Source organism: Allorhizobium ampelinum S4 (assembly GCF_000016285.1).
GTDB classification, from domain to species: domain Bacteria; phylum Pseudomonadota; class Alphaproteobacteria; order Rhizobiales; family Rhizobiaceae; genus Allorhizobium; species Allorhizobium ampelinum.
The window spans coordinates 3152634-3174416 of record NC_011989.1 but is presented as its reverse complement, the minus strand read 5'-3'; the positions used below and the strand labels follow the sequence as shown (position 1 = coordinate 3174416).

Sequence of the window (21783 nt, the reverse complement as noted above, 5' to 3'; positions counted from 1 at the left end):
GCCTATTGCGCTGCGGCCCGCAGCCAGAATGCTTCGATGACGGCCGGTTCAAGGTCGGGTCCGTCGGCAAACAATGCATCCGCCGCCTCAAGTGCTTGCCGACGCAGGGTTTGCTGCTGGCGGATGATGATGGCGAGCAGATGGGACAAAGTTTCGCCGCCAGCAAACAGACTTGAGTCTTCATCCAGCACCGAGGTCAGCACCGACAGGTCATTTTCATGGCCCAGCAGATCGGCCAGTTGCTTGGCGGCGCTGCGTTTCATCTCCATGGCGCTTGGCCAAAGATCGCGCAGCAAGGACAAATGCATCCAATAGGTCTGGGTGGCCTTGCGCAGCGCATGGTAGCTTTCAGCTTCGCTGCCCTCGCGGCAGGCTGCAATGGCTGCTTCAGCGCGCTTGAAGGTCTTGGCCCAGGCCTTGGCAAATATCCGGGCGACCTTGGCGGGCCGGTCGTTGAACTCAATCCCCATGGCGACATCTGCCGCCTCACGGCAGCCGTCTGCCGCATCGCGCATCACTGCGCTCTGGCCTGCCTCCAGATTGGCCGACAGCCGTTCATGGCGATTGGACAGGAGTGACCACGCCTGTTGCAGGGCATCGGCTTCTTCATCGCTGAGGGTTGCTTCTTGAAGCGCCTCGACACTTTCCAGCAATGCGGCAGCATCGCGAAGTGCTGAAAGGCTGCGGGCAATATCGCCTATCCGCCGGTTTTCCCGGCGACGCAGGTCGGCAATGGCCGGGGCGATCAGCCGGTAGAGAGCTCTGGCGCGCTTCAGTTTGCGGCGCGCAAGATGGACGGCCCGGTCCCGTTCGTCGGCCTGGGCTTCTGCGCCCCTATCAAGATCGGCTGCGGCAGCCTGCAAAAGCGCGCCCAGCATCCCGGCAATGGCGGTGCCTGTCTTCAGGTCAGGCCTTAAGCGATAGGCCATTGCGCCTTTCCGTCTGTGGCGTCGAGGTTGCCAGCCATTGGTTGGAATAGCGCCCGTCGCCGGTGACTTCCCGCCCGACCCACGGTGGCAGCGGTGGGTCTTCGCAGTCATTTTCAAGTTCGACCTCGGCCACCACAAGCCCGGCATGGGCGCCAGCGAAGACATCGACTTCCCAGAGATAGCCGCCATATTCAACGTTATAGCGGGTCTTTTCGATGACGTTGCCCTGGGCTTTGTCGATCATTTCCAGCCCGTCGGCGAGCGGGATTTCATATTCGAATTCATCGCGGCTGAGGCCAACATGACCAATCTTGATGGTCAGCAACGCATCGGCCCGGTCGCGGATGCGGATGCGCACGGAACGATCTGCCCCCGACAGGATATAGCCCTGCTGAAAGCTGCTGGATTTGCTGACATGCTGACGCCAAGTGTCTGTGCGGACCAGGAATTTTCTTTCGATTTCCTTTGCCATGGCTGCTTTCCGTCACGTTAAAATCGATTTCACTCTATAGTATGGCGCCGGTTTGACAATAGTTCCATCGATCCTTGAATTGCTGCTGCGCGCATTTGCCTCGACAGGGCAGTTTTCACGCGCTAATCAGGAGCATCTAATCGTTTGAAAGGTATGTTCATGACTGCGAAGACTGACAGATTGTTGGCGGTGCTCAAGCTTCAGCCAGTTGTTCCCGTGCTGATCATCGACGACGTCGAAACCGCCGTGCCGCTGGCCCGGGCGCTGGTGGCCGGTGGGCTGAAAGCTATCGAAATCACCATGCGCACGCCAGCTGCGCTGGAAGCGATTTCGCGGGTGGCCGCCGAGGTCGAAGGGGCTGTGGCCGGTGCCGGGACCATTCTCAACCCCGCCCATTTCGAAGCCGCGCTGAAAGCCGGGTCGCAGTTTATCGTCAGCCCCGGCACGACGCCGGAATTGCTGGCGGCTGCCGCCGGGTCCGATGTGCCGCTGCTGCCGGGGGCGGCCACGGCCAGCGAAGTGATGACCCTGCGCGAAAAGGGCTATGAGGTTCTGAAATTCTTCCCCGCTGAACAGGCGGGTGGGGCGGCCTATCTGAAATCGCTGTCCTCGCCGCTGGCAGGCACGCTGTTTTGCCCGACCGGCGGCATTTCACTCAAGAATGCCCGTGATTATCTGTCGCTGCCCAACGTGGTCTGCGTTGGCGGCTCCTGGGTGGCGCCAAAAGAACTGGTCGCTGCGGGCGATTGGGCAGGCATTACCAAGCTGGCCGTTGAGGCCTGCGCGCTGAAGGGCTGAACTACAAGCGGCGGCATATGTCGTAATTTGACGCCCGCGCCTTGGGAAAGGGCGCGGGCGTTCCTATCTCTTGCTCATCCGAATTATCAGGGAGAAGAGAATGATCGACGCCAAAAAGCTCCTCACGCAGTTTCTGGGATCGCAGATCCCGGGCATCGGCGGTTCTGTTCGCAAGAGGGGTGATGACGCCGTAGGCTATGCCAAGTCCAATCCCTGGAAGACCGGCGCGCTGGTCTCCGTGCTGCTCGGCACCAAGACCGGACGGTCGCTGGCCGGAGGCGCGCTGAAGGTTGGCGGCTTGGCGCTGGTAGCCGGTCTCGGCTACCGCGCCTATCGCAATTACCAGTCCGGCAAGGCCCCGGAAGAGTTGCGCGCCCTGCCGGAACTGCCCGCCCCACCGGAAAATTCCGGCTTTGATCCGGCAACCTCGCTCAGCAATGATTTCGCGCTCACCCTGATCAAGGCGATGATCGCCGCGGCGAAGGCCGATGGCCATATCGACGAAGGCGAGCGCGCCAATATCATGGAAAAACTGCATGTCGAGGAACTCGGCGATGAGGCGGAGGCCTTTATTCGTGCAGAACTGGACAACCCGACCGATCTCGATGCGCTGGTGGCTGCTGCCCGCACCGAGGAGCAGAAGGTCGAGCTCTATACGGCCTCGCGGTTGACCATCGATCCCGATACCCGCGCCGAGCGCGGCTATCTCGACCTTCTGGCTGGACGCCTTGGGCTTGCCGATGGGTTGATCGACCATATTGAGGCGACGGTGGCTGCGGCCAAGGTCGAGACGCCGGCTGTCTGAGACTGACGCCCAACAAAAGCAACGGCGGAAATCGCCGTTGCCCAGTTTATTGACAACCCCCGATCTCGGCACGTCGTCACCCTCGGGCCTGTCCCGAGGGTCTGCTGTCTCCGAATAAGGCTCTGACGTTGTTGCATTAAATTAATCTGCTTAGATGCTCGGCACAAGGCCGAACATGACGTCGAGGATAAACGCTGGCTTTGTCAGCAGTCTGAGCAACGGCGGAAATCGCCGTTGCCTTCACGGGCTTGCTGGCATAATCCTGACCTGTGATACGAACAGGGGGGCATCATGCAGGATCTGAAGACCTATCGCGTTGCGGCGCCAGCTCCAGTGCGGCTTGACGGTCGCTATGTGCTGGTCGAGCCCTTTGTCCGTGAGCAGCATCTGTCGGATCTGTGGTCCGGGCTGGGTGGCGGTGATGCCGTCAATCAGGCGCTGCGCTATTTTCCCAATGACGATTTTTCCGGTGTCGAGGTGTTTGGCGACTGGCTGGAGGGCGCCAATGCCAGCGGCAGCCTGATTACTCATATCTTTCGCTCCAAGGCCGATGGGTCCATTGTTGGCATGGCCAGCCTGATGCGGCCTGATCCAAAAAACGGCGTGGTCGAGGTTGGATCGGTTGCGCATGGCCCGGCAATGAAACGCTCACCGCTGTCGAGCGAAGCGCATTATCTTCTGGCCAGACATGTGTTCGAGGATCTGGGCTACCGGCGTTACGAGTGGAAATGCCATAATGACAACGAGCCGAGCAAGATCACGGCGCGCCGCTACGGCTTCACCTTCGAGGGCGTGTTTCGCCAGCACATGATTTCCAAGGGAAACAACCGCGATACCGCCTGGTTCTCGATCATCGATGCCGATTGGCCTCTCGTCAAAGCCGGGTTCGACGCCTGGCTTCATCCTGACAATTTCGATGCTGACGGCCATCAGAAACGGCGGCTTGAGGATATTCGCGCCACTTTGAGGACTGCGACATGAGCCCGCGCGACAAAAATTCGGCGATTGCCGCTGGCCTGATCATTCTGGGCTTTGGGCTGGCCATGGTGTTCCTGCCCAATCTGGTTCTGTGGATCGGGCAATTTTCGCCACTTCTGGCGGCTGCCGTTGGCTCTTTGGTCCTTTTGTCGTTCTTCCTGATCTTCTGGCTCAGGGCTCGCTATCAGCGGCGTCACCCGGATGACAGGTGATAGCCTTGCAGGGAGGCGGCCAACAGCAGGCTTCCGACCAGGATGATGAACAACGCGCCGCCAATTTCGATGGCAAGGCCGACGCGGTAGGCGGTATGGGAGCCATGGCCCGCCAGCCGCACCGCCAGGCCCTTGGCACCGACGGCAGCGATGGCAAGTGCCGAAACGGTGATCGCGGTTCCCGCCGCCATGGCGAAGACCGATAGAATGCCGCCGAGATAGAGCTGGTTCAGCATGGCGAAGGTCATGACCAGCAGCGCGCCTGAACAGGGGCGAAGGCCAACGGCGACAATGGCCGACCAGGCTTCCTTGACGCTGAAATGCTCGGCACCGACCATGGCGGGTGACGGAAGATGGCTGCGGCCGCAATCCACGCAGATTTCGCCCTCACGCGGCACATGACGGTCGCTCTCGGCTACATCGGCCTTGAACCGTAGGCCGGTTCCTTTAAGAGATCCAGAACCTGAGAACGAGGCGGATTTTGTCCCTCCCGGCTGGGGCGCATCGAACAAGCCGGATGTCACGCTGCCAGATGATATGTCGCCAGCACTCCCGCCGGAAAAGGCAAGGACCGGCACAGGCTGGCGATGCCGGAAAATCTCGCCCAGCTTGCGCACCAGCAGCCAGACGCCAAAGGCGACCACCAGCGCGAAACTGGCGGCTTCCATGGCATCGGTTGCCCGCGTCAGCGTAATACCGCTGCCGCGCAGGGCAAGAAACATCACACCCACCGTGACGATGGCGACGATGGCCTGCAAAATCGACGAGGCGATGGAAATGGCGATGCCGCGCTTCAGCTCCAGCTCATTGGCAACCATATAGGACGAGATCACCGCCTTGCCGTGGCCGGGGCCTGCGGCATGAAACACCCCGTAAGCGAAGGACAAGCCGATCAGGACCCAGAGCTGGTGCGGATCGTCACGCATGCCGCGCAGCGCCTCGGTCAGCGACCGGTAGAAAGCTTGTTGATGGGTGTTGATCCACAACATCACACCCGCCAGCGGCCCGTCCATCTGAAAAGACGGTTCGGCGGTGCCGATGCCAAGCGGCGAACCCGCATGGGCCAGTGTAGCGGTGAGTGTCGCGGCAAGAGCGACCGCTACGAGAAGAGTGGTGCTTGAAGCCCGTCTATATTGCGTCGGCGTCAACATGCCAGGTCGAGCCTCGTTGCAAACAGCTTGCCCATGTCCGTGCCGGTCGGATCGTTGAAAAAGGCTTCGGTCAGACTGGCCTGGTTCTGCTTGATCACATCATCGGGATTGGGCCGGACCACGGTGCGCTTGCATTTCTTCAGCGCGTCGCCGGTCTCAACGATGTCGCTGTCCTGCTTGAAGTCGATGGCGGTATAAAGGGTCGGATCGTGAACGCCGAAGCTGAGATTGCCCTTGATCGGAATGGGCTTTTCCGGCTTGACGATAAAGAACACCAGCAATTGATTGTCTTTATAATCGGCGTTGAACACCTGCGGCTTGGCGACGTTGACGGTTGCGCCGCTGGCACTGATGAAGGTGAAATAACCATAGTCGCCAAGCGAGCTTCTGATCGTATTGGCGATATCCTGCAACTCGCTATGGTCGAGCTTCAGGTCGCCGTTCTTGTCGAAATCCAGCATGACGCTGGAGGAAAACACCTCGTCGAAGCGCCAGGTATTGCGCAATTCCTTGATGGTATTGTCCGCTCCCGCCACCACTTCCAGCCGGGCCTGGACGAAGACATGCGGATGGGCAAAAGCCGCGGGCACCGACAGGCTCACAAAGCCTGCAACAAGAAAACCGGCGAGAAGAAGAGGTCTTGCTATGTTCATCTGCGCCCTAACCGCTGCATATATTGAATGCGACAGCGAGCCATTGGAAACATAGAGGACGCGCTGTGTTGTCGGCGTCGCATGGACGCATCGCATTTATATTCACGGTCTGTGGTGGCCAAGCAATAGGACGGAAATAGGGCCGCTGACTTTTGCCTTGGAAAAGTGAAGAGGGCATTCTGAGATGAAACGGCGCCCGGACTGTCGTCACTCCGAAGGTGGCGTTCCTTGCTTGGGCTGGCATGTGCCATTGCGCTTGAACCAATTGTGCATGAAATCCACGAGCGCGCGGACCTTGGCGGGCAGATAACGGCGATGCGGGTAGACCGCATAGATCCCGCTGCCGGAGGGCATGTAATCCTCAAATATCGAAATCAGTGCGCCGCTTTCGATATGTCTGCGGGCGACGAAATCCGGCAAGAGGGCGATGCCAAGGCCCGATAGCGCGCCGCGCAACGTGGTCTGGGGGCTATTGACCTCCAGCGGCCCGGAAATATTCACGGTAAAGGCCTCGCCATCCGGCTGGCGCAGGCGCAGGCTGTTGTGTCCGCGCGTATTGGTGTCGATCAGCACCGGCACCTTGGACAGATCCTGCGGATGGGTGAGGGGACCATATTTCTCCAGAAAAACCGGGCTGGCGCAGGCGTAACTTCTGAAATCCGCCAGCTTGCGGGCGATCATCCCCGAATCTTCCAGTTTGGTGACGCGGATGGCTAAGTCGAAGCCTTCCTCGATCAAGTCGACGAACCGGTCTTCGGCAACGATCTCGATGGAAAGATCGGGGTGTTGCAGGGCAAAATCGATCAGCGATTGACCGACTTCGGCATCGGTGAAGCTGCGCGGCACGGTGATGCGAATCTTGCCGCTGATGCCGACATTGTTCTCGCGCACCAGATCGGCGAGATTGTCGATCTCTTTCAGGATGTCGGCGGCGCTGCGATAATAGGTGTGACCCGCCTCGGTCATGGAAAACTGCCGTGTGGTGCGATTGAGAAGCAATGCCCCCAATTCGTCCTCCAGCTCGCGAACATATTTCGACAGCAGCGCCTTGGAGCGCCCGGTCTTGCGGGCGGCGGCGGAAAAGCCTTCCGCTTCAACGACATCGATGAAAGCGCGGATGCGGGTCAGGGTGTCCAAGAGGGCCTCTTCGGGTTGTTTTGATGTATGGTGAACAATAGTCTCACTTCGTTCAATAATAAAACACATAAAAAAATGAAGCGGGCTTGCAAAAACCGCTTGATTATGACGGCGAGTTTTCTTATCTCCGTCTTGCCCAAAGTCGCACGTGCCTGTGGGTGTCCGCCGATCCTCGATGTGGTGAGGAAATCGGTAAGGTACCTGGAATTAACCCCTCCAGTCGTTATCCCGGCCAACCGGGAAATGCGAGGACACCTTGAAGCAACGACGGTGCGGGCCTTTCTAGTCTCTGCCGGCTTTCCATCAGCCGGGGTCACTGAAGAGGCACACCATCATTGCCGGAAGTGCGGTCGGGTTCCCCAACCAATCCATGGCAGACAAAGCGGATTGATGCTCTCAGGCAAGAGGGCGTTGATCCATCGCCCGCGTTAGAGCGTTCGTACGGTACCAGTGTCTCCACCGACTGGTTTCGAGCGAGGTCTCGGCGCACTTTGTCCATCCGGAGCTCTTTGGGTTCCGGTAACCTTTTTACTATGGAAGGGATCGCCATGACCACCGCCCGCATCCTCGACTTCATCAATACCCAGCGTCCTGAAGGCCCTTGCCTCGTCGTGGACCTTGATGTCGTGCGCGATAATTATGGCGCATTCCGCCACGCCCTGCCAGACAGCGCCATCTACTATGCCGTCAAGGCAAACCCGGAGCCGGCAATCCTGTCGCTGCTCGCATCGCTCGGCTCCAACTTCGATTGCGCCTCCGTGGCCGAAATCGAAATGGCGCTTGCTGCCGGTGCGACCGCCCAGCGGATTTCGTTTGGCAACACCATCAAGAAGGAACGGGATATTGCCAAGGCGCATGCGCTCGGCATCAACCTGTTTGCCGTCGATAGCCATGAGGAAGTCGAAAAGATTGCCCGTGCCGCCCCTGGCGCCCGTGTGTTCTGCCGCGTCCTCACCGATGGTGAGGGTGCCGAATGGCCTTTGTCGCGCAAGTTCGGCTGCGTGCCGCAGATGGCCGTCGACGTTCTGGTCTATGCCCACCAGCATGGCCTGGAAAGCTTCGGCGTGTCCTTCCATGTCGGCTCGCAGATGACCAAGGTCGATGCCTGGGATGCAGCACTGGGCGATGCCAAGCGGGTGTTCGCACAGCTGGCCAAGCAGGGCATCTACCTGCAAATGGTCAACATGGGCGGTGGTTTTCCGACCAAGTACCTGCGCGACATTCCGTCTGCTGAAGCCTATGGCCAGGCCATCAACGCATCGCTGAAGAAGCATTTCGGCAACAACATTCCGCAGACCATCATTGAGCCCGGTCGCGGCATGGTTGGCAATGCCGGTGTGATCAAGGCGGAAGTGGTGCTGATCTCGAAGAAGTCCGACAATGACGCCCATCGCTGGGTGTTCCTTGATATCGGCAAGTTCGGCGGTCTGGCGGAAACCATGGACGAGGCGATCCGTTACCCGATCCGCACGGCCCATGACGGCGACGAAATGGAGCCTTGCGTGTTGGCTGGCCCGACCTGCGACAGCGCCGATGTCATGTATGAAAAGAACATGTATCCGCTGCCGCTGTCGCTGACCATCGGCGATGACGTGCTGATCGAAGGCACCGGTGCCTATACCACCACCTATTCGGCGGTGGCGTTCAACGGTTTCGAACCGCTGAAAGCCTATGTGATCTGATCGTGCTCCTGCCGGGCTAATTTTCCCCGGCAGGATTGCTCTCTCACCATTTGAACGCTCTTTTGCACAGGAGGTCGCCATGACCGCTGTTATCAACACCGTGCGCGCTTTTTTTGCGCAGCCTGCCTTCAAGATCGATGCTGAAACTCCCGCCGATGTCGTGGCGCGCGAGGCCTTGCTGGACCGCGCCATGGGGCCGGACCGCCGCACGAAGTCGTCTGAAAAGATCCGCCGTGGCCGTGTGCCCGCTGAAGGGCTGGCGCTGGTGGCGCGTGACCGCAAGGGCCATGTAATCGGCACCGTGCGCCTGTGGAATATTGAGGCTGGCGTCAATGCTGAAGGCCAAGTTATCGATGCGCTGCTGCTCGGGCCGTTGGCCGTCGATGCCGCGCATGAAGGCAAGGGCGTTGGCTCGCAGCTGATGCGTGCTGCTTTGATGGAAGCCAAGGGCCGTGGTCACGGTGCCGTGCTTCTGGTCGGCGATGCCGCTTATTACGAGCGCTTCGGCTTTTTTGCCGCTAAAACCATGCATCTTGTCATGCCGGGACCGTTTGCCCGCGACCGGTTCCTGGCGCTGGAACTGATCCACGGCTGGCTGGACGGCGCTGTCGGCATGATCTCGGCCTCCGGCCGCAAGCTGACCGCACCGGCCCGTCGCAAGGCGGCATAAGCGGCTTATGAATACGTCCTCGGTCCCAGTCACAGTCTGTTCAAGAATTGCTGCTGGCCTGGCGAAAATGGTGATTTCGAGAACCGGAGCGGAGCGTAGTCAAAGTACGTGAGCACCGGAAGCACAGAAATTGCCATTTGCAGCCGGCCAGCGGCGATTATTGGACGGACTGTGAGATCGAGGACGGTGCGCAGCAATGTAGAGCGGCGGCCTAGCGTTGCTGCGCACCCCACCCATCGGTCAGTGTTTTCAAAAAAGCCACGACATCCCTGATTTCCGTCTCGTTCAATGCGGGCGGTTGGCCCGGCTTTCTGTCCATGGGCGCATCGATCACATCGATATTGCCGCGATAGGCATCTGGCATGTCGTTGAACTTGTCGATGCTGCCATCCGGATTTTTTGGATAAATGCTGGCAGGATCGGTGTCACGGGCCACGTAAAAACGAGTGGCCTCCTCCAGCGTCTTGTAAACGCCATTGTGGAAATAGACACCGCGCTCGGCGACGTTGCGCAGGGTTGGGGTCTTGAACAGCCCGCAATTTTGCGGCTGGGCGGAAAATTCGTCATGGCGCATCGGGCCGCAAATGCCGAGATCGAAATAGAGCCTGTTGGCATTGGTGGGAATATCAGGATTGCGCGGCACGCCGAGCGCCTCGAATTCGTAATCGGTAAATGCCGGCATCTGTCCGTCGCCGCCCATTTTGTCCAGGTGGCAGGAGGCGCAATTGCCTTTTTTCGGATCGTCGAACAAGGCGAGCCCACGCTGTTCAGCCGCAGTAAGTTGCGTCTGTCTGCGCAGATAGGCATCGTATTTGCTGGAATAAGAATGGAAGGACGGGTCTTCCACCTGATAGCGGGCCAATGCAAAACCGATTTCCGACAAGGCCATGGATTGGTCCTCCGCAACCTGTTTGCCGAACAAGGCCGTCAGTTGCGCGCCATATCCGGCTTTAATTTTGTCATAGAGGGCCTGCGCATCGCTATTGGCCATTTCAAAGGGCGACAAAAGCGGCCCCAACGCCTGGTCTTCCAGACTGTCGGCGCGCCCATCCCAGAACATGCCGCCCTGGGGAACGGCATTGTCGGCGGCAGCCACGGCTTTGACGAGAGGTTGGCCAGCGACCGGCCCGGCGATCACCGCAGTTTGCGCGGCAAGTGCCGTGCCGGAAGCTTCTGCCATCGGCGAAGCCTCCTGCGCCTCCTCGGCGGCATTTTCCACGCCCACAGAGAAGCCAGGCGTGGCGATCTTGTAGGCAAGGCTTGGCACGGGGCGGATACCCGGGAGGTTAAGATCGGGTCCACCCATCTGTACCGCCTGCGTGTTGGCTGGGGCGTAATGATGGGCGGGATCATGGCAGCTAGCGCAGGACATCCTGCCACTACCAGACAGACTCTGATCGAAGAACAGCGCCTTGCCCAATTGTGCCACGGCACTGAGCTGGGCGGGTGCGCCGGTTTCGGCCTGTGTCGGGGTTTCCGCCAATGTCTGGGCCGCCCAGCCTAAGCCTGCGAAGGCAAGGCTCAGAAGCGCCAACGCCAGCAGCGGCAGGCGGGATTTTTCGTTAAACACTGCCATGAACAACCGCTCTCGGTGTCTCCGCTTAGCTTTTCAGGCCAGTCTTCGGATCGAGGATCAGCGTATCGCTGCGAGCATGGGACCAATTGAACATGCCGTTCAGGGAGCCTGCAATGGCATCGAAGGAGCCGCCGCCCAGCCTTTGCCCCGCCATCCAGTTATCCTCGATAAACCGCATGACCGAGGTCTGGTCGGTCAGGGTATGATCGACATAGTTTTGCTTGGCATAAGGCGAGATCACAAGCAATGGCTGACGGGTGCCATAGCCGCAACGGCCCTGGACTGGCTGGCCGTTGACACCGGGCAAGGGAGTTCCGGTGCCGCAGGCCGCACCATCAAGCACGTCATAGCCTTTGACGGGAATGCTGGACGGATTGACGACGTTATGGGCGTGGTCATACCAGCCGTCGGAATCGTCATAAAGCAGCACCACGGCGGTGTCCTTCCACTCCGGCGATTGCTGGAGTTTGTTGACGACATTGGCGACGAACTCCTGCTCATCAAGCGGATCGGAATAGCCAGCATGGCCGTCTTGATAGGCGGGCGCCTTTAGGAAACTGACGGCGGGCAGAGTACCGTTGCTCAGAACCGCATAGAAATCATTGATGTCATACTGGTGGTTGGCGCCGCCGTCCTGGCTGGTGCCGATGGCGGCGACCGAACTCGGGCGGATATGCTGGGGATTGGCGGTCGAGGGATAGTATTGGAAGGGTTGGTGATGGGGAATGTAATCGACTTCATCGACCTTGGTGATTGCCGATGTCGTCGTGCGCTTGCAACCGGTCGTGCCATTGGGATTGTTGAGCGTCAGATCGAAGCCGCCCTCGAAAAAGCCCCAGGTCAGGCCCTTGTCGTTCAGGAGGTCGCCGATATTGCGGCCGGTCATCAGGGCTGTCTGGCCTTTCGAGCAAACATCGCCGGTGGGGTCGAGATCGGAAATCATCGTCCAGCCGCCATTGCCATCAGGCACGACTTCGCCCTTGGCATAGGTGCCGTCCTTTTCCAGCGTGTAACCGGGTGGCAGGGTCACGCCATTGGTCTGGCCGGAGACGAGGTTGATGGCGCCGGGGGTCGAGGGGCCGAAATTGGTGGAGAAAGATCGGTCGTTCAGGGCAAAATTCTGGGCGTAGTTCCACAGCGCTGTAACGGTATTGCCGTCATAATAGCCCATGACCTGGCCTTTGGTGCCAAAGGCACCGGCCGCACCCTTGGTGCCGCGCCCGGTATTGGCGGGAAACAGGTCCATGGCGAAAGCGTCATAGGCGGCCTGTTCGGCGGTATAGCCATGGTTCTGCGAATTGGTGGCGGCCTGGGTGCGATCGAGACGGAATGGGGCGGTGGCATCGGGGCCATTGCCCGGATTGGTCTTGTTCGGATTGGTCTCCAGCAGTCCGGCATGGGCCAGCGTATCGATATCGGCAGGCGTCTGCGGCGCGGCAGTAAAGGCGGGCTCACCCTCGACATTGGCAGCTTTCGGATAGGTCGCGAAATAATGGTCGAAGGCGACGTTTTCCTGGAAGATCACCACCAGATGCTTGATCGGCGTTGCCGTATTGACCTCAGCCGCCGCCGGGGCGGTGGGGATGAGACAGAGAGACGCAGACATGAGAATTGAACCGGCACACATGTTTCGCTGCCGAGGATGAAGAGGCATGACCATATCCTTTACGAGGATCCGCGGTGGGGAAGCTGACATCGGCGGAGTGGCAAGACGATAGGAAGCGTTTTTAACAGTTCCGTGACGGAAGAGGACTTGTCTCGCTCCAATCGCCGCCCGGGTACTCACAAGTGGGTGATAGGAAGCGGCGATGAAAAATAACCCTTCCTTTGCCGGTTGACGCGAGCATGTGGGCCACCGCTTTGAGGTCTGGTCGGAGGGTGGTCTTGTTCGAAGAAAAATTGATAGAAATCAAAAAGATGATGCATGGAAGCCACACTTCATCCTTGAATACTGGCGGCCTGTCGTAAGGTTGTCTTTTCTTGATTTGTCTCAAGGACGGTGGTGTCCGGTCACCGATAATCGGTTGCAATGCAGCAGGGGGACCTGCTGATCAATCGATAAAGGAGAGATGACATGTCAACGAACCGCACCCTTGGCTTGATAGCGCTTGCGCCCCTTGCTTTCGCATCGCTGTCTTTGGCGACGCCTCTGGCCTCTGCGGCGGATCTGACACCGGCGGCAAGCGCTCCGCAAGCCGAATCGCTGCTGACGCCCTACAGCCCCTGGCAGGTCCGCGCCCGTGCGCTGGCCGTGGTACCCAATGATGGCGGCTCGGTGGATGGCATTGGCGGCTCCGATCTGTCCTACAGCAACAGCGTCACGCCGGAAGTCGATTTCAGCTATTTCTTCAATCGCAACATCGCTGCCGAACTCATTCTCGGCACGACGTCAGCGAACGTCAATGCCGGGGGCTCAATCGGTAGCCTGGGCAAGCTCGGCAAGGTCTGGATCCTGCCGCCAACGGTAACGCTGCAATATCACTTCACCGATTTCGGCAAGTTCCAGCCCTATGTTGGCGCGGGCGTCAACTATACGATGTTCTACAATCAGTCGGCGACCGGTTCCGCCACCAAGCTCGATGTCAAGAATACCTTCGGTGCCGCCGTGCAGGTCGGTTTCGACTACATGATCAACGACAAGTGGGGCGTCAACTTCGACGTCAAGAAATATTACCTGCGCCCGGATTTCGAAGCGACCGTTGGTGGCTCCAAGGTCAAGGGCACTGCCAAGCTCGATCCATGGCTGATCGGCGCCGGTGTCACCTACCGCTTCTAAACCTCATCGAGATACATAGGAAAATGGCGGCTAAAGTGGCCGCCATTTTTGTTTCTGAGCGCTTGATTTGGGTAAAGGCCGAAGACTGGCTTACAGGAAAGACGATCTTTCGATCGCCGTTCGTCTCACGCCGCCCGGGCCATGGGGGTTGCCGGCAGTTGGAAGCGATTGACGAGGGCTGCCAGTGAGATGGCGCCGTCGGCCAGCGTCTGGCTGATGGCATTGGTCTCTTCGACCATGGCAGCATTCTGCTGGGTCATCTGGTCGAGACTGTTGACCGAACTGCTGATCTGCTGAAGGCCGATAGCCTGTTCTTCTGCGGCCTTGGTGATGGCATCGATATTATCGTCGATTTTGGTGACAAAGCCGCCGATCTGGGTCAGGGCATCGCCAGCGGTTCCTACCAGTTTCACGCCGCTTGCCACTTCCGTGCTGGAACGATCCACCAGCGTTTTGATCTGCTTGGCGGCACCTGCCGAGCGTTGGGCCAGTTCGCGCACTTCCTGGGCCACCACGGCAAAGCCCTTGCCGGCTTCCCCAGCGCGGGCAGCTTCCACACCGGCATTCAGCGCCAGAAGGTTGGTCTGGAAGGCGATCTCATCGATCACGCCGATGATTGTGCCGATCTCACCGGAGACGCTTTCAATCCGCTGCATGGCGGTAATGGCATTGTTGACCACGTCATTGGAGGAATTGGTACAGTCACGCGCATCTTTCACAAGCATCCGGGTTTCGCGGGTTCTTGTGGTGGAGGCCTTCACGGTCGAGGCAACCTCTTCGAGCGCTGCTGCGGTTTCTTCAAGGGCGGCGGCCTGTTGCTCGGTGCGCTTGGCCAGGCTGTCGGCGGCGTCCCGCATCTCGCGGCTATTGGTTTGCAGAGAGCCGGTCTCATCGAGAACCTGCTTTAGAGTGGTCTGAAGCGTCAGGATGGAGTCGTTGAAATCGCTGCGAAGAGTGTCGAACCGGGCATCGAACGGCGTGTCGAGCGTGGTGCGCATGTTACACTCGGCCAACCGGTGCAGACCGTCGCCAAGTTCTTCGACCACGCGGCGCAGGGCTTGCGCCTCGGCGGCCCGCTCGGCCTCACGCTGCCGGCGCTGCTCTTCCGTGCTGGCGCGGCTGGCATCCGCCTCCTGCTCCAGGCGGCGCTTTTCCAGGCCGGCATCGCGAAAGATCGACAGCGCATGGGCGATTTCGCCGATTTCATCGGTGCGGGTCGCATAGGGAGGAGGCGTATCGAGATCGCCATGGGCCATGGCGGTCATCGCCGTGGTCATATGGCGCAGCGGCGACAGGGCGCGGCGTTGAACGATGAAAATCGAGGCGAGGCTGAGGAGGATCAGCGCGCTTCCCAGCGCATAGCTGAAGGTTTCGCGCGATGCGGTCTCCGTAGCGGCTTCGGTTTCCCGCAGCTTACCATAGGTATTCCCCATGTCGACCAACTGATTAACGGCGGCTTCGTGGGTGTGAAACCGTTCCTTCAACTCATTGAGTGCGGCTTTCAGCACGGTCGGATCAGCACCGCTTAGGGCTGGAACGACGGCTTGATCCATTTGTGTCCAGAACGCGTCACCTTTCACCAAAACATCCTGCTGCAACTTGCTGCGCAGAGCATCAGGCAGGGTTGTGCCTTTCCAATAGTCCCGGCGTTCCTGATACTGGCTTTTCAGCAGTTTCAGGCGGTCGATATTGATAGCGGCCATATCCGGCTGAAGCGCTGACTCATTGATCAGGGAATAAGCCTCGACCAGATACAGCGGCGGCGGCAGGATATCGGCGATCAGGTCCTTGCTGTCGACGATCTGCTGATAGATCGGTCCGTTGACCTTCAGCCGCTGGAGGGTCTGCATGGCTGTCGCGAGTGTGATGACGACTCCGACGGCAAGGATCACGCCGGAAATGATCACCGTGGAGGATATGCTGAGCTTCATAGTTGTGGTCCGCAGAAAGTGATGTCGGGAGGAGCAGATCACGCGGACGAAAGCGTCGAGGTGATGTGGCCAGGTTATGGTCTAAAATTGAACACATCGCTTATTTTTCAAGAGCGCTTTAAAAAGCATATTTCTTTTAGTTTCTGGTTGGTTATGTTTTCCTTAAAATTTGAATCTAGTTGATTTAAATAATAAAAAACCAGGGCATTAGCCCTGGTTTTCTTGGCATGGTTGTTTTTCTACTTGAGATCAGCCGGAGATATCTATCACGCCGCAATCGCCAGCTTCAGACCCGAAGGCCAGCAACTTGCCGCTTGCGCTCCAGCCCAGGCTGGTGATCGCACCCTTGCCCGGGCGGCGCAGCAGCGCCTCCTTGCCGTCGGCCAGGCGCACCGCCAGTACCATGCCGTCGATATAGCCAATGGCCAGCACCTCTTCTGCGGGATGGAAGGCGACCTGGGTGACCATGATATTGGCGCGTGTGCCCAGCTCTTGCGGGGCCTTGCCCATCGGGCCGTCCTTGGAGGCAAAGGGCCAGACGATCGCAGCGGGCGCGCCGGATGAGGCGAGCCACTTGCCCTTGGCCGACCAGGAGATCGACTTGACCTTGGCGGGATAGCCGGTCATGCGCATATGGCGGGTATCACTGCCAGCACCATCCAGCTTCCAGCCATGCAGGGCATTTTCCTGCATGGTGGTGACGACGAAACGGTTGTCAGGCGAAAAACTGACGCCAGTATGGGCGCCCTTCCATTCCAGATCGACTGGCTTGCCCTCGGCTGCTGCAAAGCGCAACGTCACGCCATTGTAGCGGGAAATGGCGATGCGCAAACCCTTGGGCGCAAAGGCGAGACCCTCGACTGTGCGTTCCTCTTCATAGGGATGTATCGCGCCGCTTGCCAGCCGCACGAAGGCGGATTTGCCATAACCATAGGCAACCGCGCCTTGCGGCCCGGCTGCGACAACGGAAATCCACTTGCGGGGTGCGTGCGCCAGTTCCGTGACCGTGCCATCATGAGCGATGCGCAGCACCTTGCCATCCTCGCCGCCGGTCAAAAGCGTCTGGTTATGGTCGTCCTTGATGGCGGTCAGCAGGCCCGACCCGGTTTCGGTGACCTGCTCGCCGCCATCCAGACGGTGAACAGCGCCAGCCGCTGTGACGAAAACCGGAATGTCTCCAAGGAAGGCCGCGGTCAGTACGTGGCCTTCCAGATCGAGCGGGGCAACAGTCGGCATCAGGCAGTCTTTCCGGTATGGTTGTCAGGGTTTGGCAGCAGGGAAGGGATAAGCTTCATGCCGCAGCCTCGCAGGCCTTGAAGCTGTTTTCCAGCTTTTCACGGTCCAGTTCCCGGCCAATGAACACCAGGCGGCTTTCATGCTTTTCGCCATCTTTCCATGGCCGCTGGTGGTCGCCCTCGATAATCATATGAACACCCTGCACCACATAGCGCTCGGCATCGCCCTTGAAGGCGATAATGCCCTTCAGGCGCAGGATGTTCGGGCCGTCGGTCTGGGTGACCTTCTGAATCCAGGGGAAGAAGCGGTCCGGGTTCATTTCGCCACCGCGCAGCGATATCGAGGTGACGGTCACATCATGAATAGGCGAGGGACCGTGGTCATGGTGGTGATGTCCATGGTCATGATCGTGGTCATGCCCATGGTCGTGATGATGATGATCGTGTCCATGGTCATGGTCGCAATCAGGGCCGCAGACATGATCGTCGTCTTCATCATGGCTCAGGAAGTGCGGATCGTTTTCCAGCGCCCGTTCCAGGTTGAAGGCGCCCTGGTTCAGCACTTTCGACAGGTCTACGCCAGAGCGAGTGGTGGTGTAGATCCGGGCCGAGGGATTGATGGCGCGGACGATATCCTCGATCCGGTGCAATTCCTCATGAGTAACGAGATCCGCCTTGTTGATAACAACGACATCGGCAAAGGCGATCTGGTCTTCGGCTTCGCGGCTGTCTTTGAGGCGCAGCGGCAGGTGCTTGGCATCCACAAGGGCGACGACGGCATCCAGCTCGGTCTTGGCGCGCACATCGTCATCCATGAAGAAGGTCTGGGCGACAGGCACCGGATCGGCAAGACCGGTGGTTTCGACAATGATACCGTCGAAACGGTCAGGCCTGCGCATCAGTCCTTCGACGACCCGGATCAGATCGCCGCGCACCGTGCAGCAGACGCAGCCATTGTTCATCTCATAGATTTCTTCGTCCGACTCGACGATCAAATCATTGTCGATGCCGATTTCACCGAATTCATTGACGATGACAGCGTATTTCTTGCCGTGGTTTTCCGACAGAATCCGGTTGAGAAGCGTGGTCTTGCCTGCGCCGAGATAGCCGGTCAGCACGGTAACGGGTGTGGGTTTTACGGCTGCTTCACTCATGGGAACCTCGATGATTGGAAGGCAGCATCGCGCCGCCCTGTAACTATATTACCCCATATAGGACGAGTGGGGTGGCAGTTCAAAGGCTTTCTCGATATCAAAGTCATGGATATCCCACAGGAGCTCCACAAGTCCGTGAACGGCATGGGAAAGCAGGTTTTCGCCCTTTTCCGCTGTTGCCACACTGGCATTTCCGGCGACGCCCAGCGGATTGAGGTCCGCCATTTTCCAGCCGAAGGCATGTGGGCCATAGGCGCGCAGATGGGTGAAGCGGGCAGCAAACTCGCTTTGCCGTGACGAGAAATTCTGAGCCTTGTCCATAGCGACCAAGTCTGGACGCAATGCCAGCATGACCGAAGTTTCGATATCGCCGCCATGAATGTCGATGGCCTTGTCTTCAGGCCGGATCAGGCCGTCCGGCTGCCCGAAGCGGGTCCAACTGGTTGCCACGGCCAGCATCGAAAAACGGATGCGCGCTTCGGTGGCGACCACGGTCATCAAGGGCGAATTGCCGCCATGGGCGTTGAGCATCATCAGCTTACGAATGCCTTGGCCGCTCAGGGTTTCGGCGATGCCGAGCCAGCGCTCCACGGCCTCGTTAAAGGTAAGCGTGCGCGTACCGAATACATCCATATGCTCGACGGAATAGCCGACCGGCTCGACGGGCAGAAAGGTGACGGGCAGGGTGTCGGGCAGTGCTAGGATCAGCCGGTCCACAACCCCCTGCGCGATGATCGTGTCGGTCTCAAAGGGCAGATGCGGGCCATGCTGTTCATGGGCGCCGAGCGGCAGGACGGCAATCCAGTTGGCCCTTTCGGCGGGCGAAAGAGCCGGATCGTTGCACTGGAAATACGGTTCTGGATGGGACATCTGGTTTACTGACCTGTTTTTGTCTATGCATCATATGCGTGACATGAGCGCCTGTGACAACAGCACTTTCTTTCGACTGCGGGGGTAGCATGGCTAAAAAAGATAAGACCGAGAAAAAGAAGAAATCCGGCAAGTCCAAAGACGAGGTGAAACAGGCGAAACTTGGCTTGAGTGGCGAGTTGGGCATGGCAATCACCCAGGCGTCACGCAGTTTTCGCACGGTGCAGACGCGGCTTTTGACCGGCAGCGGGCTCTATTCCGGGCAGGAAGGCGTGGTGCTGCTGCTGGCTGAGGAGGAAGGGTTGACGCCCGGCCTTCTGGCGCAGCGCCTGGGCGTCAAGGCGCCGACCATGACTCGCACCATCGGGCGCATGGAGGTGCAGGGCTTTGTCGAACGGCGCGGCTCGGATGCCGATGGCCGCCAGACGAAAGTGTTCCTGACAGAAATGGGGCGGGCTACGGTGGAAAAGATCGCCGATGCCAATGTTGCGGTGGAGCGCCATGCTACCCGTGGCTTTAGCAGCAAGCAGGTGAAAGTGTTGATGAAACTGCTTGCCGCCATCGATGCCAATCTACTGGCGCCTGCCGACGCACAACGGCCCGACCTGGTCGATGAACCCCTGGCTGACTGATCGAAGGAGCCCGTGCATCTGCCCTTGCCATGGCGCGTTCAACGTTTTAATTAAACTGTTTAAATGCGTTGAAGCCGGCCTGTTCACGTCCGGCAGAGGGGGGAGCCGTGGCGCAAAAGATCAAGTTATCGACCATTGCCGAAAGTCTCGGCCTGTCTACCGCCACGGTATCGCTGGCCTTGCGAGACAGTCCGCTGGTGGCGGCAGATACGCGCGAAAAGATCAAGGACCAAGCCCGGCTGCTTGGCTATATCTATAACCGTCGCGCCGCCAGCCTGCGCACCTCGCGTTCCGGCATTATCGGTGTTGTCGTTCATGACATCATGAACCCGTTTTACGGCGAAATTCTGAAAGCCATTGAAAGCGAGCTGGACCGCAGCCGCCAGACGTTCATTCTGTCCAACCACTACGATTCGGTGGAAAAGCAGCGGACCTTCATCGAGACGCTGCTGCAACTGGGCGGTGACGGGGTGATCATGTCGCCTGCCATCGGCTCACCGCCGGAGGATGTGATGCTGGCCGAAGACAATGGCATGCCCGCCATCCTGATTGCCCGGTCCATGGACGGGCTGGCCCTTCCGACCTATCGCGGCGATGACAGCTACGGCATTTCGCTGGCCACCAACCACCTGATCGGCCTTGGCCACCGCGTCATCGCCATGGTTGGCGGCACCGATCAAACCTCGACGGGGCGCGACCGCTATCAGGGCTATGTCAACGCCTTGCGCAAGGCGGGCATTGCCGTCGATCCCAATCTGCGCCTTCCCGGACCGCGCACCAAACAGGGTGGTTTCGAGGCGGCGGTGAATTTTCTGTCGCTGCCACAAAAGCCGACGGCGGCGGTGTGCTGGAACGATCTGGTCGCGATTGGGTTGATGAATGGCATATCGCGTGCCGGGCTGGTGCCGGGCCGCGATATATCCGTCACCGGCTACGACGATCTGGAGGAAGCCTCTATTGCCACGCCGGCACTGACCACTGTGTCAAACGGACAGGCGGAAGTGGGCAGGCTTGCGGCGCGCGCGCTTCTGGATAAGCTGGCGGGCAGTCATGAGCCTGATGGTATTCACCTTATCAAGCCTGAAATGCGTATCCGCCAATCGACTGGCCCCGTTAAACATCGAGACGAATAGAGATTTGATCCTATGACCAATAAGCCCGTAATTCTCATTCCCGGAAAAATTCATCCGCGCGTGTTGGAACGTTTGCAGCCTGGTTTCGAACTGGTGCAGACCCCGCCCGGCCAGCCGGTTGCGTTAAACGATGCTGACGCCGCCCGCGTGCGGGGCATTGCCATTGCCGGTGCTGTGCCGGGCGCCTTGATCGACAGCCTGCCGAAGCTGGAAATCATTGCCAATTTCGGCGTCGGCTATGACGGGGTGGATGTGGCAAAAGCTGCGTCTAAAAATGTTATCGTTACCAACACGCCTGACGTGCTGGATGATGAAGTGGCCGATACGACGATTGCGCTGCTGCTCAACACGATCAGGCAGTTCCATCAGGCGGAAAGCTATCTGCGGGCCGGGCGCTGGCAGAACGAGGGACCGTTTACACTGTCGCCGCTGTCGCTGCGGGGCCGCCATGTCGGGCTTTATGGATTGGGGCGGATCGGTGGTGAAATCGCCAGCCGGTTACAACCCTTCAAGGTGAAGATCAGCTACCATACCCGCAGCCCCAAGCCCGGCGTTCCCTACGATTACCATGCCTCGCTGACGGATCTGGCCGCAGCCGTCGATACGCTGATCTGCATTGTGCCGAAAACGCCGGAAACCCACAAGGCGATCAATGCCGACGTGTTGAAGGCGCTGGGGCCGAACGGCGTGTTCATCAGCGTCGGCCGTGGCTGGAGCGTCGATGAACCGGCGCTGATCTCAGCCTTGAAGGATGGCACGATTGCCGCCGCCGGAATGGACGTGTTCTACGAAGAACCGAAAGTACCGGCGGAATTCCTCGATCTGCCCAATGTGTCGCTGTTGCCGCATGTCGCCTCCGCCTCGGTGCCGACCCGCAATGCCATGGCCGATCTGGTGGCGGATAACCTGATCGGCTGGTTTGAAAACGGTATGGTCAAGACACCCGTGCCGGAAACACCAGTGAAGCGGTAAGCGCTGTAAGCAAGGAG

21 protein-coding genes are annotated in these 21783 nt (G+C 59.2%); 10 read left to right on the top strand and 11 right to left on the bottom strand.

The genetic code is table 11. From position 1 onward, the window contains the following. Positions 1-2 precede the first annotated feature (2 nt). Positions 3-929 (bottom strand): CHAD domain-containing protein, encoded by a 927-nt coding sequence (locus AVI_RS15070; RefSeq protein ID WP_015917161.1) that lies wholly within the window; start codon positions 927-929, stop codon positions 3-5. Then, positions 907-1401: a CYTH domain-containing protein gene (locus tag AVI_RS15065; RefSeq protein ID WP_015917160.1), complete on the bottom strand. Its 495-nt coding sequence runs from the start codon at positions 1399-1401 to the stop codon at positions 907-909. The genes AVI_RS15070 and AVI_RS15065 overlap by 23 nt, the downstream gene beginning before the upstream one ends. Before the next feature lie 159 nt (positions 1402-1560). Here AVI_RS15065 and AVI_RS15060 point away from each other — a divergent pair, with 159 nt between their 5' ends. The 4 genes from AVI_RS15060 (at position 1561) to AVI_RS15045 (ending at position 4194) form a co-directional block, all read left to right on the top strand. Then, positions 1561-2199 carry a 2-dehydro-3-deoxy-phosphogluconate aldolase gene (locus AVI_RS15060; protein WP_015917159.1) on the top strand — a complete coding sequence of 213 codons (639 nt, stop codon included), beginning with the start codon at positions 1561-1563 and terminating at the stop codon, positions 2197-2199. 100 nt (positions 2200-2299) lie between these two features. After that, on the top strand, positions 2300-3004 hold the full coding sequence (locus AVI_RS15055) for a tellurite resistance TerB family protein (RefSeq protein WP_015917158.1): 705 nt from the start codon (positions 2300-2302) through the stop codon (positions 3002-3004). Between the two features lie 291 nt (positions 3005-3295). Further along, positions 3296-3985, top strand: a complete 690-nt coding sequence (locus tag AVI_RS15050; protein WP_015917157.1) for a GNAT family N-acetyltransferase — start codon at positions 3296-3298, stop codon at positions 3983-3985. Next, the gene (locus AVI_RS15045; protein WP_015917156.1) at positions 3982-4194 is read left to right on the top strand and encodes a hypothetical protein; all 213 of its coding nucleotides are present in this window, start codon (positions 3982-3984) and stop codon (positions 4192-4194) included. Before AVI_RS15050 ends, AVI_RS15045 begins: the two co-directional genes overlap by 4 nt. On the opposite strand, the gene AVI_RS15040 is transcribed toward AVI_RS15045, so the two are convergent. From AVI_RS15040 to AVI_RS15030, 3 genes are all read right to left on the bottom strand, one after another. Beyond that, the gene (locus tag AVI_RS15040; protein WP_015917155.1) at positions 4176-5345 is read right to left on the bottom strand and encodes a nickel/cobalt transporter; all 1170 of its coding nucleotides are present in this window, start codon (positions 5343-5345) and stop codon (positions 4176-4178) included. The two genes, AVI_RS15045 and AVI_RS15040, sit on opposite strands and share 19 nt — an antisense overlap. Continuing rightward, positions 5339-5998, bottom strand: coding sequence for a DUF1007 family protein (locus AVI_RS15035; protein WP_015917154.1), 660 nt, complete (start codon positions 5996-5998; stop codon positions 5339-5341). The genes AVI_RS15040 and AVI_RS15035 overlap by 7 nt, the downstream gene beginning before the upstream one ends. Positions 5999-6205: 207 nt before the next feature. Further along, a complete protein-coding gene (locus tag AVI_RS15030; RefSeq protein ID WP_015917153.1) occupies positions 6206-7135 on the bottom strand; it encodes a LysR family transcriptional regulator in 930 nt (309 codons plus the stop codon). Positions 7136-7683: 548 nt separating this feature from the next. Between AVI_RS15030 and odc2 the strand changes: the two genes are divergently transcribed. Continuing rightward, entirely contained in the window at positions 7684-8817 is a 1134-nt protein-coding gene (gene odc2, locus AVI_RS15025) for an ornithine/lysine decarboxylase (RefSeq protein ID WP_015917152.1), read from the top strand. A 79-nt stretch (positions 8818-8896) separates the two neighbouring features. Further along, complete coding sequence (locus AVI_RS15020) at positions 8897-9487, top strand: GNAT family N-acetyltransferase (protein ID WP_015917151.1); 591 nt, start codon at positions 8897-8899, stop codon at positions 9485-9487. 211 nt (positions 9488-9698) lie between these two features. On the opposite strand, the gene AVI_RS15015 is transcribed toward AVI_RS15020, so the two are convergent. After that, positions 9699-11063: a cytochrome-c peroxidase gene (locus AVI_RS15015; protein WP_015917150.1), complete on the bottom strand. Its 1365-nt coding sequence runs from the start codon at positions 11061-11063 to the stop codon at positions 9699-9701. A 25-nt stretch (positions 11064-11088) separates the two neighbouring features. Beyond that, positions 11089-12669 carry a phospholipase C gene (locus tag AVI_RS15010; RefSeq protein WP_234617777.1) on the bottom strand — a complete coding sequence of 527 codons (1581 nt, stop codon included), beginning with the start codon at positions 12667-12669 and terminating at the stop codon, positions 11089-11091. A gap of 468 nt (positions 12670-13137) precedes the next feature. On the opposite strand from AVI_RS15010, the gene AVI_RS15005 reads away from it, so the two are divergent. Then, positions 13138-13839, top strand: a complete 702-nt coding sequence (locus AVI_RS15005) for an OmpW/AlkL family protein (protein ID WP_015917148.1) — start codon at positions 13138-13140, stop codon at positions 13837-13839. 125 nt (positions 13840-13964) lie between these two features. Here the strand turns inward: AVI_RS15005 and AVI_RS15000 are convergent, their stop codons facing one another. The 4 genes from AVI_RS15000 to AVI_RS14985 all read right to left on the bottom strand — a co-directional run bounded on the left by AVI_RS15000 (position 13965) and on the right by AVI_RS14985 (position 19029). Next, on the bottom strand, positions 13965-15770 hold the full coding sequence (locus tag AVI_RS15000; RefSeq protein ID WP_015917147.1) for a methyl-accepting chemotaxis protein: 1806 nt from the start codon (positions 15768-15770) through the stop codon (positions 13965-13967). A 249-nt stretch (positions 15771-16019) separates the two neighbouring features. Further along, complete coding sequence (locus AVI_RS14995; RefSeq protein ID WP_015917146.1) at positions 16020-17006, bottom strand: WD40 repeat domain-containing protein; 987 nt, start codon at positions 17004-17006, stop codon at positions 16020-16022. A 55-nt stretch (positions 17007-17061) separates the two neighbouring features. Beyond that, a complete protein-coding gene (locus tag AVI_RS14990; RefSeq protein WP_015917145.1) occupies positions 17062-18159 on the bottom strand; it encodes a CobW family GTP-binding protein in 1098 nt (365 codons plus the stop codon). Positions 18160-18207: 48 nt separating this feature from the next. Next, a complete protein-coding gene (locus tag AVI_RS14985; RefSeq protein WP_015917144.1) occupies positions 18208-19029 on the bottom strand; it encodes a creatininase family protein in 822 nt (273 codons plus the stop codon). Positions 19030-19118: 89 nt separating this feature from the next. Here AVI_RS14985 and AVI_RS14980 point away from each other — a divergent pair, with 89 nt between their 5' ends. From AVI_RS14980 to AVI_RS14970, 3 genes are all read left to right on the top strand, one after another. After that, complete coding sequence (locus tag AVI_RS14980; protein ID WP_015917143.1) at positions 19119-19661, top strand: MarR family winged helix-turn-helix transcriptional regulator; 543 nt, start codon at positions 19119-19121, stop codon at positions 19659-19661. A 107-nt stretch (positions 19662-19768) separates the two neighbouring features. After that, a complete protein-coding gene (locus AVI_RS14975; protein WP_015917142.1) occupies positions 19769-20794 on the top strand; it encodes a LacI family DNA-binding transcriptional regulator in 1026 nt (341 codons plus the stop codon). A 12-nt stretch (positions 20795-20806) separates the two neighbouring features. After that, a complete protein-coding gene (locus AVI_RS14970; protein ID WP_015917141.1) occupies positions 20807-21766 on the top strand; it encodes a 2-hydroxyacid dehydrogenase in 960 nt (319 codons plus the stop codon). The last annotated feature ends 17 nt before the right edge of the window (positions 21767-21783 follow it).

What these genes read in the sequence shown, in the direction of transcription:
- AVI_RS15045 (WP_015917156.1), top strand. Translation starts at nt 3,982, where the DNA reads ATGAGCCCGCGCGACAAAAATTCGGCGATTGCCGCTGGCCTGATCATT.
- AVI_RS15065 (WP_015917160.1), bottom strand. Translation starts at nt 1,401, where the DNA reads ATGGCAAAGGAAATCGAAAGAAAATTCCTGGTCCGCACAGACACTTGG.
- AVI_RS14970 (WP_015917141.1), top strand. Translation starts at nt 20,807, where the DNA reads ATGACCAATAAGCCCGTAATTCTCATTCCCGGAAAAATTCATCCGCGC.
- AVI_RS15060 (WP_015917159.1), top strand. Translation starts at nt 1,561, where the DNA reads ATGACTGCGAAGACTGACAGATTGTTGGCGGTGCTCAAGCTTCAGCCA.
- odc2 (WP_015917152.1), top strand. Translation starts at nt 7,684, where the DNA reads ATGACCACCGCCCGCATCCTCGACTTCATCAATACCCAGCGTCCTGAA.
- AVI_RS15020 (WP_015917151.1), top strand. Translation starts at nt 8,897, where the DNA reads ATGACCGCTGTTATCAACACCGTGCGCGCTTTTTTTGCGCAGCCTGCC.
- AVI_RS14990 (WP_015917145.1), bottom strand. Translation starts at nt 18,159, where the DNA reads ATGAGTGAAGCAGCCGTAAAACCCACACCCGTTACCGTGCTGACCGGC.
- AVI_RS14980 (WP_015917143.1), top strand. Translation starts at nt 19,119, where the DNA reads ATGGCTAAAAAAGATAAGACCGAGAAAAAGAAGAAATCCGGCAAGTCC.
- AVI_RS14995 (WP_015917146.1), bottom strand. Translation starts at nt 17,006, where the DNA reads ATGCCGACTGTTGCCCCGCTCGATCTGGAAGGCCACGTACTGACCGCG.
- AVI_RS15015 (WP_015917150.1), bottom strand. Translation starts at nt 11,063, where the DNA reads ATGGCAGTGTTTAACGAAAAATCCCGCCTGCCGCTGCTGGCGTTGGCG.
- AVI_RS14985 (WP_015917144.1), bottom strand. Translation starts at nt 19,029, where the DNA reads ATGTCCCATCCAGAACCGTATTTCCAGTGCAACGATCCGGCTCTTTCG.
- AVI_RS15000 (WP_015917147.1), bottom strand. Translation starts at nt 15,770, where the DNA reads ATGAAGCTCAGCATATCCTCCACGGTGATCATTTCCGGCGTGATCCTT.
- AVI_RS15035 (WP_015917154.1), bottom strand. Translation starts at nt 5,998, where the DNA reads ATGAACATAGCAAGACCTCTTCTTCTCGCCGGTTTTCTTGTTGCAGGC.
- AVI_RS15040 (WP_015917155.1), bottom strand. Translation starts at nt 5,345, where the DNA reads ATGTTGACGCCGACGCAATATAGACGGGCTTCAAGCACCACTCTTCTC.
- AVI_RS15005 (WP_015917148.1), top strand. Translation starts at nt 13,138, where the DNA reads ATGTCAACGAACCGCACCCTTGGCTTGATAGCGCTTGCGCCCCTTGCT.
- AVI_RS15055 (WP_015917158.1), top strand. Translation starts at nt 2,300, where the DNA reads ATGATCGACGCCAAAAAGCTCCTCACGCAGTTTCTGGGATCGCAGATC.
- AVI_RS15070 (WP_015917161.1), bottom strand. Translation starts at nt 929, where the DNA reads ATGGCCTATCGCTTAAGGCCTGACCTGAAGACAGGCACCGCCATTGCC.
- AVI_RS15050 (WP_015917157.1), top strand. Translation starts at nt 3,296, where the DNA reads ATGCAGGATCTGAAGACCTATCGCGTTGCGGCGCCAGCTCCAGTGCGG.
- AVI_RS15010 (WP_234617777.1), bottom strand. Translation starts at nt 12,669, where the DNA reads ATGTCTGCGTCTCTCTGTCTCATCCCCACCGCCCCGGCGGCGGCTGAG.